At 72.3% G+C, this 14,062-nt stretch carries 15 protein-coding genes and 1 riboswitch; of the genes, 8 read left to right on the top strand and 7 right to left on the bottom strand.

Annotated elements, in window-relative coordinates; genetic code table 11:
- The first annotated feature begins 17 nt into the window (after positions 1–17).
- Entirely contained in the window at positions 18–986 is a 969-nt protein-coding gene (locus tag ABT129_RS19405; RefSeq protein WP_351902569.1) for a carbohydrate-binding protein, read from the top strand.
- A 113-nt stretch (positions 987–1,099) separates the two neighbouring features.
- Here ABT129_RS19405 and ABT129_RS19410 read toward each other — a convergent pair whose 3' ends face one another.
- The 3 genes from ABT129_RS19410 to ABT129_RS19420 all read right to left on the bottom strand — a co-directional run bounded on the left by ABT129_RS19410 (position 1,100) and on the right by ABT129_RS19420 (position 4,255).
- Positions 1,100–2,026 (bottom strand): 1-phosphofructokinase family hexose kinase, encoded by a 927-nt coding sequence (locus tag ABT129_RS19410; protein ID WP_351902572.1) that lies wholly within the window; start codon positions 2,024–2,026, stop codon positions 1,100–1,102.
- Positions 2,027–2,150: 124 nt separating this feature from the next.
- Positions 2,151–3,305 carry an N-acetylglucosamine-6-phosphate deacetylase gene (gene nagA, locus ABT129_RS19415; RefSeq protein WP_351902575.1) on the bottom strand — a complete coding sequence of 385 codons (1,155 nt, stop codon included), beginning with the start codon at positions 3,303–3,305 and terminating at the stop codon, positions 2,151–2,153.
- On the bottom strand, positions 3,305–4,255 hold the full coding sequence (locus ABT129_RS19420; RefSeq protein WP_351902578.1) for an ROK family protein: 951 nt from the start codon (positions 4,253–4,255) through the stop codon (positions 3,305–3,307). The genes nagA and ABT129_RS19420 overlap by 1 nt, the downstream gene beginning before the upstream one ends.
- A gap of 219 nt (positions 4,256–4,474) precedes the next feature.
- Between ABT129_RS19420 and ABT129_RS19425 the strand changes: the two genes are divergently transcribed.
- From ABT129_RS19425 to otsB, 3 genes are all read left to right on the top strand, one after another.
- Positions 4,475–5,758 carry an ABC transporter substrate-binding protein gene (locus tag ABT129_RS19425; protein ID WP_502981817.1) on the top strand — a complete coding sequence of 428 codons (1,284 nt, stop codon included), beginning with the start codon at positions 4,475–4,477 and terminating at the stop codon, positions 5,756–5,758.
- A gap of 12 nt (positions 5,759–5,770) precedes the next feature.
- Positions 5,771–6,037 (top strand): DUF3263 domain-containing protein, encoded by a 267-nt coding sequence (locus tag ABT129_RS19430; protein ID WP_351902584.1) that lies wholly within the window; start codon positions 5,771–5,773, stop codon positions 6,035–6,037.
- A gap of 68 nt (positions 6,038–6,105) precedes the next feature.
- A complete protein-coding gene (gene otsB, locus ABT129_RS19435; RefSeq protein WP_351902587.1) occupies positions 6,106–6,948 on the top strand; it encodes a trehalose-phosphatase in 843 nt (280 codons plus the stop codon).
- A gap of 12 nt (positions 6,949–6,960) precedes the next feature.
- On the opposite strand, the gene ABT129_RS19440 is transcribed toward otsB, so the two are convergent.
- The gene (locus ABT129_RS19440) at positions 6,961–7,848 is read right to left on the bottom strand and encodes an NAD(P)-dependent oxidoreductase (protein WP_351902590.1); all 888 of its coding nucleotides are present in this window, start codon (positions 7,846–7,848) and stop codon (positions 6,961–6,963) included.
- 97 nt (positions 7,849–7,945) lie between these two features.
- On the opposite strand from ABT129_RS19440, the gene ABT129_RS19445 reads away from it, so the two are divergent.
- Complete coding sequence (locus ABT129_RS19445) at positions 7,946–8,299, top strand: winged helix-turn-helix transcriptional regulator (RefSeq protein ID WP_351902592.1); 354 nt, start codon at positions 7,946–7,948, stop codon at positions 8,297–8,299.
- Positions 8,300–8,327: 28 nt separating this feature from the next.
- On the opposite strand, the gene ABT129_RS19450 is transcribed toward ABT129_RS19445, so the two are convergent.
- The 3 genes from ABT129_RS19450 to ABT129_RS19460 form a co-directional block, all read right to left on the bottom strand.
- Positions 8,328–9,686, bottom strand: coding sequence for an alpha,alpha-trehalose-phosphate synthase (UDP-forming) (locus ABT129_RS19450; protein WP_351902595.1), 1,359 nt, complete (start codon positions 9,684–9,686; stop codon positions 8,328–8,330).
- A 90-nt stretch (positions 9,687–9,776) separates the two neighbouring features.
- On the bottom strand, positions 9,777–10,460 hold the full coding sequence (locus ABT129_RS19455; RefSeq protein ID WP_351902598.1) for a hypothetical protein: 684 nt from the start codon (positions 10,458–10,460) through the stop codon (positions 9,777–9,779).
- A 38-nt stretch (positions 10,461–10,498) separates the two neighbouring features.
- Complete coding sequence (locus tag ABT129_RS19460) at positions 10,499–11,440, bottom strand: glucosyl-3-phosphoglycerate synthase (protein ID WP_351902601.1); 942 nt, start codon at positions 11,438–11,440, stop codon at positions 10,499–10,501.
- 148 nt (positions 11,441–11,588) lie between these two features.
- Positions 11,589–11,735, top strand: a riboswitch (SAM riboswitch).
- A gap of 17 nt (positions 11,736–11,752) precedes the next feature.
- On the opposite strand from ABT129_RS19460, the gene thrC reads away from it, so the two are divergent.
- From thrC to ABT129_RS19475, 3 genes are all read left to right on the top strand, one after another.
- Complete coding sequence (gene thrC, locus ABT129_RS19465) at positions 11,753–13,039, top strand: threonine synthase (RefSeq protein WP_351902604.1); 1,287 nt, start codon at positions 11,753–11,755, stop codon at positions 13,037–13,039.
- A 40-nt stretch (positions 13,040–13,079) separates the two neighbouring features.
- On the top strand, positions 13,080–13,355 hold the full coding sequence (locus tag ABT129_RS19470) for a MoaD/ThiS family protein (RefSeq protein ID WP_055642141.1): 276 nt from the start codon (positions 13,080–13,082) through the stop codon (positions 13,353–13,355).
- 427 nt (positions 13,356–13,782) lie between these two features.
- Entirely contained in the window at positions 13,783–13,986 is a 204-nt protein-coding gene (locus tag ABT129_RS19475) for a cold-shock protein (RefSeq protein WP_015035246.1), read from the top strand.
- Positions 13,987–14,062 lie beyond the last annotated feature (76 nt).

The following is a 14,062-nucleotide window of genomic DNA, read 5'->3' on the forward strand; positions in this document are numbered from 1 at the left end:
CATGGAGAGGAACCCGGATGGCTGCCGGTAACGACGGCGCGAACAAGCCCGAGAACGACGACCCGTTCGGCTACCTGTACGAGGACGGTCAGGCCGCGGGCGCCCAGCCCCCGGGTGGGGGCGGCTACGGCTACCCCGGCCCCGCGCAGGCTCAGCCCGGCGTGCCCCGGACGTCGTACAACCAGGTCAGAACGGTCGGCGAGCGCCAGTACGGCGGCCACCAGCAGAACCAGGCCTACGTGCCGCAGCAGCAGCAGGCGCCGTACGGCCAGCCGACGGCGCAGTACGCCGCGCCCGAGACCTACGGCGGCCAGCAGCCGCCCCGCCAGCACCCGCCGCAGCAGCACCACGGCGGCTCGGGCCGCGGCCCCAACACCCGGGGCATCCTCATCGGCGCGGTCGCGGTCGTCGCGGTCGTGGTGGTCGGCATCGCCGCCGCGGTGATCACGAACTCCGGCAAGGACGACAAGGACAAGCAGACGGGCGGCACCACCGCTCCGACCGCCCCGTCCACGGTCTCCGAGCAGCCCAGCACCGAGCCGAGCGCGGACAAGACCCCGGCAGAACTCCCGAAGCAGGACGCGGCGACGCTGAAGCTGGGCGGCCCGGCCGCCATCGCCAAGGACGTCAAGGGCGCGAAGGGGCCGGACGGCTCCTACGTGGCCTTCAACGGCGTGGGCGGCTCGGCGAGCTGGTCCGTCAACGTGCCGGAGAACGGGGACTACACGCTGCGGATCATCTACGGCGTGCCCGGCAAGGACGCCGAGACCTCGCTGACGGTCAACGACGCCACGCCCCGCAAGGTGAACATGTCCAACTTCGCGAAGGCCGCCGAGGGCGACTGGGAGAAGGGCTGGACCTACACGTACGCCTACGTGAACCTCAAGAAGGGCGACAACGCGCTGAAGATCTCCTGCGAAGCGGGGAACTCCTGCGACGCGATCCTGGACCAGGTCTACCTGGAGGCGGGGAAGACCGGACGGTGACGGCCGCCCCCGCCGGGCACCCGTAGCCGCTCCCACGCAGTGCGCAGGGCCCGTGAGCACCGGACGATCCGGTGCTCACGGGCCCTTTCGTCCGCCTGGGGTCCCCGGCGTGCTCACGCCAGGTCGTTCAGCTTCGTCGTCCGCACCCGCGGCAGCAGTTCCTCGTACGCCGCCGGGTCGAACTCGCCCGCCACCGGCGAGAGCACCGTCGCCGCCGAGAGGGCGACGGCGCGGGCCAGGCGGTCCGGCCAGGGGGCGTCGTCGGCCAGGCCCGACAGGAGGCCCGCGACGGCCGAGTCGCCCGCGCCCGTGGGGTTGCCCTTCACGGCCGCGGGCGGGGCCGCGCGCCAGAGGCCCTCGGGGGTCGCGGCGAGCAGGCCCTCGGGGCCGAGCGAGGAGACCACCGTGCGGGCGCCCCGGCCCCGGGCGTCGCGGGTCGCGCGCAGCGGGTCGCGGGAGCCGGTGAGCTGGGCGAGTTCGTCGGCGTTGGGTTTGACCAGGTCCGGGCGGGCGGCGATGCCGCGCCGCAGGGGTTCGCCGCTGGTGTCGAGGAGGACGGGCACGGCGGCGGCGCGGGCGAGCCGGACGAGTTCCGCGTACGCCCCCACGTGGATGCCCGGCGGGAGGCTGCCGCAGAGGGCGACCGCCTGGGCGCCGTCCAGGAGCGTGGTGAAGCGGGTGCGGAAGGCGGTCCACTCGGCGGCGGTGACGGTCGGGCCCGGCTCGTTGAGCTGCGTGGTGTCGCCGGTGGTGGCGTCGACGATCGCGACGGTGCGGCGGGTGGGTCCCGCGGTGCCGACGAGTTCGTCCCGCACGGGGGTCGCGGCGAGTTGCTCCCGGAGTACGGCTCCGGTCGCGCCGCCCGCGAAGCCGGTGGCGACGGTCTCGTGGCCGAGGGCGGCGAGGACGCGGGCGACGTTGAGGCCCTTGCCGCCGGGGCGTTCGATGACCTGGGTGACCCGGTGGGAGGCGTGCGGGGTGAGCGCGGGGACGCGGTAGGTGAGGTCCACCGCGGTGTTGAGGGTGACCGTGAGAATCACCTGTCCCCCCTCCGTACTCCGTGTGAAGTCCTGCGGAACGCACGCTCCGACGGGCACCGATCATGCCAAACGAAAGGCGGTAGGCCCAGACCCCTGGCCCACCGCCCTTCGGTATGACTCCTGATCAGACGGCCTGGTCCGCCGTCGGGTCGACGATCCAGGCGCCCTTGCGCATGACGCCCTTGAGGTTGAACCCGGCGTCGAGGACGACGAGGTCTGCGTCCTTGCCGGGCTCCAGGGAGCCGACGCGGTCGTACACGCCGAGGAGGCGGGCCGGGTTGGCGGAGATGGCCTGGACGACCGACTCGACGGGGAGCCCGTCGATCGTGGCGGCGCGCTTGAACGCCCGGTCCAGGGTGAGCGTGGAGCCGGCGATCGAGCCGCCCTCGACGAGGCGGGCGACGCTGTCCTTCACCTCGACCTCCAGGGGGCCGAGCATGTAGCGGCCGTCGCCGAAGCCGGCGGCGTCCATGGCGTCGGTGATGAGGGCGACGCGCTCGGGGCCGGCGTGGTGGAAGGCGAGCTCCAGGGCGGCGGGGTGGAGGTGGGTGCCGTCGTTGATGAGCTCGACGGTGATCCGCTCGTCCTCCAGGAGGGCGGCGATCGGGCCGGGGGCGCGGTGGCCGAGGGCGGGCATCGCGTTGTAGAGGTGGGTGGCGACGGTGGCGCCCGCGTCGATGGCCTCGACGGTCTGCTCGTAGCTGGCGTCGGTGTGGCCGATGGCGGCGATCACGCCGTGCTCGGCGAGCAGGCGTACGGAGTCGAGGCCGCCGGGCAGTTCGGTGGCGAGGGTGACCATCTTGGCCCGGCCGCGGGCCGCGTCGACGAGCTTGCGGACGTCGGCCGGGTCGGGGTCGCGCAGGAGCGTCTCGTCGTGGGCGCCCTTGCGGCAGGGGGAGATGAACGGGCCCTCGAAGTGGATGCCCGCGATCTCGCCCTGCTCGGCGAGCTCGGAGAGCAGCCCGGCCCGCTGGATGAGGAAGTCCATCTCGCCGGTGACGAAGGAGGCGACGACGGTGGTGGTGCCGTGCAGCCGGTGGGTGTGGACGCCCTTGAGGACCTCGTCGACGGTGCCGGAGGTGAAGGAGGCGCCGCCGCCGCCGTGGTTGTGCATGTCGACGAAGCCGGGGACGAGCCAGTGCCCGGTCAGGTCGAGGGCCGGGGCGCCTTCCGGCGCGCTCCCCACGATGCGGTCGCCTTCGACGATCACACGTCCGTTCTCGACGATTCCGGTGGGCAGCACGACGTGTGCGCCGGCGAGAACCTTGTGATCGGCCATCAGGCGGAAACCTCCGAGTCGGTGGGGCGCTGTTCGGCGAGCAGGTCCCAGGCGAGGAGGCCCGCGCCCAGGCATCCGGCGGTGTCCCCGAGGGCCGCCGGGACGATGGCGGGCAGCTTCTGGAACGTGACTCGCTCCTCCACCGCGGCCCGGAGTGGTGTGAACAAGGTTTCCCCGGCCTCGGCGAGTCCGCCACCGATGATGAGCGTGCGGGGGTCCAGCAGGGTGAGGGCGGTGACCAGGCCGTCCGCGAGGGCGTCGACGGCCTCCTGCCAGATCCGGACGGCCGTGGCGTCGCCGGACTCGACGGCCTTGGCGCAGTCGGCCGCGTCGGCCTCGGGGTCGCCGCTCGCCGCGGCCCAGGCCTGGGAGACGGCGGAGGCGGAGGCGTACCGCTCCAGGCAGCCGTGCTGGCCGCAGCCGCAGGCGGTGCCGCCGGGGCGGACGACGATGTGGCCGATCTCGCCGGCGTAGCCGTGGGCGCCCGCCTCGATGCGGTCGCCGATGCCGATGGCGCCCGCGATGCCGGTGCCGAGGGGGACGAAGAGGAAGCGGTCGGCGCCGTTGCCCGCGCCGATGCGTCCTTCGGCGAGGCCGCCGGTGCGCACGTCGTGGCCGAGGGCGACGGGGACGCCGTCGAGTCTCTCGCTGAGGAGTTCGCGCATGGGAACGTCGCGCCAGCCGAGGTTGGCGGCGTAGACGGCGATGCCGTTCTCGGCGTCGACGATCCCGGGGACGGCGACTCCGGCCGCGGCGGCGGGCTCGCCGTACCGCTCCTGGCCGAGGGTGCGGAGGTCCGCGGCGAAGCCGAGGATCGTCTCCACGACGGCCTCGGGGCCGCGGTCGCGCCCGGTGGCGCGGCGGGCCTCGTGGAGCAGGGTGCCGTCCGCCCCGACGAGGGCGGCCTTCATACCGGTGCCGCCCACATCCAGGGCGATGACGTGTCTCACGGGTGACAGTTTGGCGCGCCGGGACCCAAAAGGTCTAGTCCACTGCCGAGGATTGTTGCGCTCGGATACAAATTCGGGACCCGTCATGGGGTCATGGTCCCCTTGACGTTGCGGAAGTGATACCCGAGTGGTGTAGACCTCATACCCCCCTACGGGGGAGACTTACGGCCCTGCGCAGAGCAAACGTGCGGCTCGATGCAGCTCAACGACGAGCAAAAGGTGGATGAAGCCGTGGAGCGGCGACGATTCCTTGGACTGACCGCGGCCGTCGCCGCACTCGGGCTGACCGCCACGGTCGCCGGCTGTGGCTCCCTCGGGGGCGACTCCGGCGACGTGACCCTCAGACTGGTCGCCGCCGACTACGACCTCACGGGTGGCGACACCACCAAGAAGTACTGGACCGACCTCGTCTCCGCCTTCGAGGCGGAGCACCCCGGCGTCAAGGTCGAGGTGCAGATCGAGTCCTGGGACGACGTCGACCGCAAGGTCGCCGAGATGGTCAAGGCCGACAAGGCCCCCGACATCGCCCAGATCGGCGCCTACGCCGACTACGCGGCCGCCGGCGAGCTGTACGCCGCCGACGAGCTCCTCTCCATACCCGTCCAGGCCAACTTCCTCGCCCCGCTCGTCGCGGCGGGCGAGCACAAGCGCACCCAGTACGGGCTGCCCTTCGTCGCCTCCACCCGGCCGCTCTTCTACAACCGGGCCCTCTTCGACGAGGCCGGCGTGAAGCCCCCCACCACCTGGGACGAGCTCGCCGCCGCCGCCGAGAAGCTGAAGGACAACGGTGTCCGGACCCCGTTCGCCCTGCCGCTCGGCCCCGAGGAGGCACAGGCCGAGGCCCTGATGTGGATGCTCAGCGGCGGTGGCGGCTGGACCGACGGCACCGACCACTACGCCGTCGACTCCGACTCCAACATCAAGACCTTCGACTGGCTCAAGAAGAACCTCGTCGGCAAGGGCCTCACCGGGCCGGTCGCCCCCGGCAAGCTCAACCGCAAGGCCGCCTTCGCCGCCTTCGCGGACGGCGAGGTCGGCATGCTCAACGGCCACCCCTCCCTCCTGAAGGAGGCCGCCAAGAAGGGCGTCAAGGTCGGGCAGGTCCCGCTCCCCGGCGTCGACGGCCCGCCGAAGGCCGCCATGGGCGTCGCCGACTGGATCATGGGCTTCAAGCAGAACGGTCACCGCAAGGAGATCGGCGCCTTCCTCAACTTCGCCTTCAACGACGAGAACGTCCTGAAGTTCGCCGGCGACAACGACCTCCTGCCGGTCACCGTCAGCGCCTCCACCCGCATGGAGACCGAGCCCGAACACGCCAACCTGCGCGTCTTCCTCAAGACCCTCCCGGACAGCCAGCTCCCGCCGGTCGGCAAGACGTCCTGGGCCCAGGTCAGCGAGAACGTCAAGCAGAACATCGGCAAGGCCGTCACCCCGGGCGGTCGCCCGTCCGAGGTCCTCGGCACGATCGGTCGGGCGGCGACGGCGGCCGAGAACGCCGAGTAATAGGTTGGTCGTATGACCGAGGACCGGGAAGCGGTGGACAGCGACGAGGGCGACGGCGGGCTCGGCACGCGCGAGCGGGCCCTTCTCGCCGTCGAGCGCCGCTCGTGGCCCGGGCCCGGTGCCAAGGAGCGGGCGGTGCGCGAGCGCCTCGGGCTCTCGCCGACCCGCTACTACCAGCTGCTCAACGCCCTCCTCGACGACCCGCGCGCCCTCGCCCACGACCCGGTGACGGTCAACCGGCTGCGGCGGGTGCGGGACGACCGGCAGCGGCGGAGATAGGACGGTGCCCGGCGCCGTCCCGTTCGGCCCCGCTGACGCGGGCGCCTCACGTCGGTAGGGTCGGGAACATGGTCAACAGCCTCCCGCACCCGACCACCTCCGCCGGCCGCGACGGTCTGGCCGCGCTCCTCGCGCGGCCCGAGAAGGCCGTCGTCGCCCTCGACTTCGACGGCACCCTCGCCGAGATCGTCCCCGACCCCGAAAGCGCCCGCGCCCACCCCGGCGCCGTCGAGGCGCTGGCCGCCCTCGCCCCCGAGGTCGCCTCCATCGCCGTCGTGACCGGCCGCCCCGCCGGGGTCGCCGTCCGCTACGGGGGCTTCGCCGGGGTCCCCGGCCTGGAACACCTCGTCGTCCTCGGCCACTACGGCGCCGAACGCTGGGACGCCGTCACCGGCACCGTCCGGGCCGCCGCCCCCCACCCGGGCGTCGCCTCCGTCCGCGCCGAACTCCCCGGCTTCCTCGACCGGGCCGGCGCCTGGCAGGGCGTCTGGATCGAGGAGAAGGGCCGCGCGCTCGCCGTCCACACCCGCCGCGCCGTCGACCCCGAGGGCGCCTTCGAGGCCCTCAAGGGGCCCCTCGGCGACCTCGCCACCCACCACGGGCTCGTCCTGGAACCCGGCCGCATGGTGCTGGAGCTGCGGCCCCCGGGCATGGACAAGGGCGTGGCCCTCGCGGAGTACGTACGGGAGACGGGCGCCGGGTCCGTGCTCTACGCCGGGGACGACCTGGGCGACCTGCCCGCCTTCGCCGCCGTGGAGAAGCTCCGCTCCGACGGCACCCCGGGCCTGCTGGTCTGCAGCGGCTCCGCCGAGGTACCGGAACTCGCCGAGCGCGCGGACCTCGCGGTGGCGGGCCCGGCGGCGGTGGTGGACCTCCTGGCGGCGCTGGCGACGGCGGTGGGCGAGGGCTGAGCTTCCGTACCCTCAGGGCTTCCGTACCAGGAGGTCCACCAGGCCCGTCAGGTCCTCCTCGCCGCTGCCGGCGGCGAGCCGTCGGCGCATCAGCTCGAAGTACGGCCGGAGCAGCTCCGGGCTGACGCCCTGTTCCTCCGCGGTGGTCAGGAAGGTGGGGGTGCCGGCCACCTGCATCGCCAGGTTCGAGACCACGTCCGTCGTGTAGTCGCCGCTGGTGAGCTGCCGGGCGGTGGTGTGGGCCGCGGGGGCCATCGCCGCGAGCCAGCCGGTGAGCAGCGGGGCGAACGCGACCGGGTCGATGTCCTCCCGGCGGATCAGGGCGAAGGCGTGCGTCATACCGGCGAACAGCCCGTACATGGCGCTGAGCAGGGCGACGTCGTGCAGGGCCGCGAAGCCCGCGTCCTCGCCGACGTACGTGGTGCCCGCCGGGACGGCCAGGGTCTCCCGGTGCTCCTCGAACAGCTCTCGCGAGCCGCTGTAGAAGACGTAGCCGCCGGCCTCCGGGACCCCGATCATCGGCGGGACGGCCATGATGCCGCCGTCCAGGTAGCGGGCGCCGCGCCGCTCGGCCCACGCGGCGCGGGCACGGGCCTGGGCGGGGGTGCCGGTGACCACGTTCACCAGGTCCCTGCCGGTCAGGTCGACGCCGTCGAGCGTCTCCTCGACGGAGGCGTCGTCGAGCAGGCAGACCACGACGAGCGGGCTCGCCGCGACCGCCTCGGCGGCGCTGTCGGCGACCTTCGCGCCGTCGGCGGCGAGCGGTGCCGCGCGGCCGGGGGTGCGGTTCCAGACGGTGAGCGGATGGCCTGCGGCGAGCCAGGTGCGGGCGAGCGCGGTGCCCATGGCGCCGAGGCCGAGGAGGGTGACGGGGCTCTTGTCCCCGTGGGTCTCTGTCATGCCCACTAGGCTGGTTCGAGGCCCGGAGGTGATCAAGTACGCACTTCGGAGTGGGTGGTTACCCCGGGGGAAGCCAGCAGGTCGGAAGGGTGGGGGCATGGCGACGCTGAACCGGCCCGGCGAGCCGGACGGGCACGTCTGTGGGATCGACACCGCGTTGGAGGTCATCGGCGGCAAGTGGAAGGTGCTCATCCTGTGGGCGCTCCACGAGCAGCCGCACCGCCGCTTCGGGGAGCTGCGGAGACTCGTCCCGGGCGTCACCGAGAAGGTCCTCGCCTCGCACCTGCGGGAGCTGGAGGCGGACGGCATCGTGCGCCGCGTCTCGTACGACGAGACGCCGCCCCGCGTCGAGTACTCCCTGACCGAGGACGGCGTCCGGCTCAACGACGCGCTCGGTCCCCTGGCGGCGTGGGGGCGTGAGCGGGCGGTGTCCTCGCCGCCGGCCGCCTAGGGGGTGTCGTGGCGGACGGGCCGGGCTCCTAGCCGTTCCGCAGCGACTCCAGCTGGTCCAGGAACCAGCGCTGCGGGGGCAGGGCCGTCGCCGCGGCGGCGAGACGCTTGGAGCGGTCGGCCCGTTCGGACGGGGGCATGGAGAGGGCGGTGTGGAGCGCCTCGGCGGTCTCCGACACGTCGAAGGGGTTCACCGTGAGCGCGTCGTCCTTCAGCTCCTCGTAGGCGCCCGCGCCCGTCGAGAGGACGAGCGCGCAGCCCGCCTCCGAGACCACCGGTATCTCCTTGGCCACCAGGTTCATGCCGTCGCGCACCGGGTTGACCAGGGCGACGTCCGCGAGACGGTACGCGGCCAGGGAGCGGGTGAAGTCGTCCTTCACGGAGACCTGGACCGGTGTCCAGGCGGCCGTGCCGAACTCCGCGTTGATCTCCTCCGCGAGCTCCGCCACCGAGGCCGTGTAGGCGCGGTAGACCTCCAGGTCCTGCCGCGAGGGGTAGGCGGAGGCCAGGTGGACGACCCGGTCGCGCCACTCGGGGTGGACGGTGAGCAGCTCGCGGAAGGCGAGGAGGCCGCGCAGGATGTTCTTCGACAGCTCGGTGCGGTCGACCCGGACGATGGTCCTGCGGTCCCCGACCTCCTCCCGGAGCCGGGCGAGCCGTCGGTCCACCTCGGGCCGGTGCGCGAGGGCCCGCAGGTCCTCGCCGTCGACGCCCAGCGGGTGGACGGTGACGCGGGTGCCGTCGCTCCCGTCGCCCGCGCAGCCCAGGAACGCGTCGGCCCAGGCCCGGGTGTGGAAGCCCAGCTCGTCCGCGCCGAGCATGCCCCACAGCAGCTCCTCGCGGATGTCGTCGGGCAGCATCCGCAGGTACTCGGGGGACGCCCACGGGGTGTGGGTGAAGTGCGCGATCCGCAGGTCCGGGCGGAGTTCGCGCAGCTGACCGGGGACGAGGGCCAGGTGGTAGTCCTGCACCAGGACCGCCGCGCCCGGGTCCGCCTCGGCGGCCAGGGTGGCGGCGAACTCGTGGTTGTAGGCCCGGTACGACGTCCAGAGGCGGCGGAACTCCGCGTCGAAGACGGGCTCGCGCGGGATGTCGTAGAGGTGGTGGTGGAGGAACCACAGCGCCGAGTTCGCGATGCCGTTGTACGCGTCGGCGTACACCTGCGGGTCGATGGGCAGCATGCGGACGCCCGGCTCCGCGACCCCGCGCCGGACGGCCTCCCGGTCGCCCTCGCCGAGGGCCGCGCACACCCACAGGCTGTCCTGCGAGGAGACGGCGCTCAGCCCGGAGACCAGGCCGCCGCCGCCCCTGCGGGCGTCGAGCTCACCGTCCTCGCCGAGCACGTACGAGACGGGGCCTCGATTGGATGCCACAAGAACAGAAGCCATGGGGCGAACCTAGCCCGTCCCGTAAACGCTCAAACGTACGTATACGAGACGGGTGGATCCGGCCACGGAGGGTGAGCCGGGAGACGGGGGTCAGTTCTCGCGCCGGCCGCGCATCGCCGCCTTCGCCACCAGGCCCGTCGCCGCGAGCGCGAGGCCGAGTGCGCCGAGCAGCCACAGCCGCTCACCGTTCCCGCCGGTCTCGGCCGTCGGGCCGGCGTGCCCGGTGTGGCTGCTGTGACCGGTGTTCCCTTGGGGTCCGGGGGCCGGGGGAGCCGGGGAGGCGGGCTCGGAGGGGGCCGGGGCCGGGGTGGGACCGACCTGAGTCGGGGTCACGTGGCCGGTGCTCGAACCGGAGTCGGCGGTTCTGCCGGTGCCGGTGCCGGTGCCGGTGCCTGCGGTGCCCGCGGTGCCCGCGGTGCCTGCGGTGCCTGCGGTGCCCGCCGTGCCCGCGGTGCCCGCGGTGCCTGCGGTGCCCGCGGTGCCCGCCGTGCCCGCGGCGTCGAGGCGTCGCATCACGACGGCGCTGTCGTCCTCGGAGCCCCGCCCGCCCGCCGCGGTCGCGCAGCGGGCGGCCAGGTCGGCCGGGGCGGTCGGACAGCCCGTGACCGTGGTGCCGACCGTGGTGAAGTCGCCGTACGGCGACGCGTCGTACCGCGGGCCGAAGGGATCGGCCACGTCCGCCGCGGCCGGTCCCGCCGCGGTGAGCGCGAGCGAGCCCGCCGTCAGTCCGATCGCCGCGAGCACCCTGCCCGGGTGGTGTTGTCTGAAGCGCATAGACGGGCAATGTATGCAAAACAGATCATCATGGGGCGTTACGCCACGCGGCGGCGCGCGTACTCCGCGATTTCGGCCATCGGCGGCCGCTCCTCCGTGTCCACCGCGTACGTCCGCGGCTCGAAGCCCTTCTCGCCCCGCTCGAACTGGGTCAGCCGGGGCCGCACCAGATGGCCGCGCGAGAGCCGCAGCTGCGCCGTCCGGTAGATCGCCGCCGCCATCCGGCCGAGCGCCTGCCCGTCCTGGTGCCGGTGCTTGCGCACCCCCACGTCCACCTGCGCGAGCCCGTCGAGGCCCACCGTGTGCAGGGCGTCGACGAGCAGCCCCAGCTCCACTCCGTAACCGACCGGGAACGGCAGCCGTTCGAGCAGCGAGCGCCGCGCCGCGTACTCGCCGCCCAGCGGCTGCACGAAACCGGCCAGCTGCGGCCAGTGCAGATTCAGCAGCGGCCGCGCCACCAGCTCCGTCACCCGACCCCCCTGACCAGGGGTGTCGCCGAAGGGGCGGTCGTACATCGCCTTCACGAGGTCGACCTCCGGGTCCGTGAGCAGCGGGCCCACGATCCCCGTCACGAAGTCCGCGGAGAAGTCCCGCAGGTCCGCGTCCACGAAGCAGACGACGTCCCCGCTCGTCACCATCAGCGACCGCCACAGGACCTCGCCCTTGCCCGGCACGGCCGGTATCCGGGGGAGTATCGCGTCCCGCGCGACCACCCGCGCCCCGGCCGCCGCCGCCACCTCCGCCGTGCGGTCGGTGGAGCCCGAGTCGATCACCACCAGTTCGTCGACGAGCGGCACCGCCTCCGACATCAGCTCGCGCCGGATCACGGTCACGATGTCCCCGACCGTCGCCTCCTCGTTCAGCGCGGGCAGGACGACGCTGACCCTCGTGTTCCGCTTCGCGGCGAGGATCCGCTCCAGCGGCCGGTCCGCCACGGACCAGGACCGCCGGTCCAGCCAGCGCTCCACCTCTTCCAGCACGTGATCTCCATCTCGCGGTTCGGACGGCCGGTCCAAGCGTCCGGGCCTTCGGTTACAGTCTTGAACAACGCGGATGCCCGATGCACGTCGGGGTGCCGCCCGCGTCGGAGCGCAGGAACGAAGTCCACCGCGCTTCACAATCGAATACCGCTCATCCAGAGGGGCAGAGGGAAACGGCCCGTTGAAGCCCCGGCAACCCTCCAGTCGGTTTGTCTCGTACTCCATCGAGGCCCCCGGCTAGGGAAGGTGCCAAATCCGTCTCATGGCGAAAAATTCGTCATGGGAAAGATGAGGAGAAAGGGCCTCGCCTCCATGGCTGTACAGACTGCCGCCTCTGCCACCACCGTCGACCTCGGTCCCGCTTCGGGGCTCTCCTGTCGCGAATGCGGTGAAGTGTTCGCCCTCGGTCCGATCTTCGCCTGCGAACTCTGTTTCGGACCTCTCGAAGTCGCGTACGACCTCCCCACCGGTGACCCCGAGGCGCTGCGCAAGCAGATCGAGGCCGGCCCCGCCAACATCTGGCGCTACGCCCCCCTGCTGCCCGTCCCGGCCGACGTCGCCGACAAGCCGAACCTGAACCCGGGCTGGACCAAGCTCGTCCAGGCCGACAACCTCGCCCGCGAGATCGGGGTCGCCCCCGGCAGGCTCTTCGTCAAGGACGACTCCGGCAACCCGACCCACTCCTTCAAGGACCGGGTCGTCGCCCAGGCCATCGAGGCCGCCCGCGCCTTCGGCTTCACCACGCTCTCCTGCTCCTCCACCGGCAACCTGGCCGGCGCCGTCGGCGCCGCCGCCGCCCGCGCCGGCTTCCGCTCCTGCGTGTTCATCCCGCACGACCTGGAGCAGGGCAAGGTCGTCATGGCCGGTGTCTACGGCGGTGACCTCGTCGCCATCGAGGGCAACTACGACGACGTCAACCGCTTCTGCTCCGAGCTCATCGGCGACCCGCTCGGCGAGGGCTGGGGCTTCGTCAACGTCAACCTCCGCCCGTACTACGGCGAGGGCTCCAAGACGCTGGCGTACGAGATCTGCGAGCAGCTCGGCTGGGTCATCCCCGACCAGCTCGTCATCCCGATCGCCTCCGGCTCCCAGCTCACGAAGATCGACAAGGGTCTCCAGGAGCTCATCAAGCTGGGCCTCGTCGAGGACAAGCCGTACAAGATCTTCGGCGCGCAGGCCGAGGGCTGCTCCCCGGTGTCGGTGGCCTTCAAGGCGGGCCACGACGTCGTACGGCCCCAGAAGCCGAACACGATCGCCAAGTCGCTCGCCATCGGCAACCCGGCCGACGGCCCCTACGTCCTCGACATCGCCCGCCGCACCGGCGGCGCCGTGGAGGACGTGAACGACGAGCAGGTCGTGGACGCGATCAAGCTCCTCGCGCAGACCGAGGGCATCTTCGCCGAGACCGCGGGCGGCGTGACCGTCGGCGTCACGAGGAAGCTGGTCGAGGCCGGGCTGATCGACCCGAACCTGACCACCGTCGTGCTCAACACCGGCGACGGGCTCAAGACCCTGGACGCGGTGGCCGACACCTCTCAGGCGACCGTCACCATCCGCCCGAGCCTGGACGCGTTCCGCGACGCGGGCCTGGCCCTCTGAGCCCGCCCGCACTCCTGGCCCACCGAAAGGTTCCGAAGACATGGCCGTGAACGTCCGCATCCCCACCATCCTCCGCACCTACACGGGCGGACAGTCCGAGGTCCAGGCCGAGGGCGCGACCCTCGCCGAGGTCATCGCGGACCTGGAGAAGAACCACACGGGCATCGCCGCCCGCGTCCTGGACGACCAGGGCAAGCTGCGCCGCTTCGTCAACGTCTACGTGAACGACGACGACGTGCGCTTCGAGCAGGGTCTGGAGACGGCCACCCCGGCCGGCGCCGGCGTCTCGATCATCCCGGCCGTCGCCGGAGGCTGACCGCCGGGCGCGGTACCGGCCCGGTGCCGTGCCGCGCGGGCTGTCCCGTCTTTCTTGAATTGCCCCTTCCGCGTCAATAAGCGGAAGGGGCAATTCTGTATGGTTGAGCGCGGTAGAGTTGGGGAAGTCCCCTCCGCTGCTCATGCCGGACGCATATGAGAATGCGTCCCTGCGCGACAAGAAGCAGCCAAAGTGTGTGCGCGTTGTGTACCTTCTGCACGCTTTGCCGGGCCCGACTTGCCCAGGAATTCAAGGGATTCTCCCCAATTCGCCTTTCCATGGCGCCCAGAATTCTCGCTCGAATGACCTGTTGCAGAGGGCAGTTGGGCAGATACATTCAGCCGCGGTCGACGCGTTCCGGCGAGGGTCTGACCCGGGTCCGCGAAGTGCGGGTCCCGCGCAAGGGCCAGTAATAGGGGAGTTAGGCATGGCTCAGGGCACCGTCAAGTGGTTCAACGCGGAGAAGGGCTACGGCTTCATCGCGGTCGACGGTGGTGCGGATGTATTCGTCCACTACAGCGCGATCCAGATGGATGGCTACCGCAGCCTCGAAGAGGGACAGCGAGTCGAGTTCGAGATCTCGCAGGGCCAGAAGGGTCCGCAGGCGGACATGGTCAAGCTCGCCGTCTGAGCGCGGCGCGATCGGCCACCGACGCAACGCCGTCGAGGGGTCCACATCCCTGAGGGGATGTGGACCCCTCACGCGT

This window comes from Streptomyces sp. NPDC002057, assembly GCF_040296665.1.
In the GTDB taxonomy this organism is placed as follows: Bacteria; Actinomycetota; Actinomycetes; order Streptomycetales; family Streptomycetaceae; genus Streptomyces.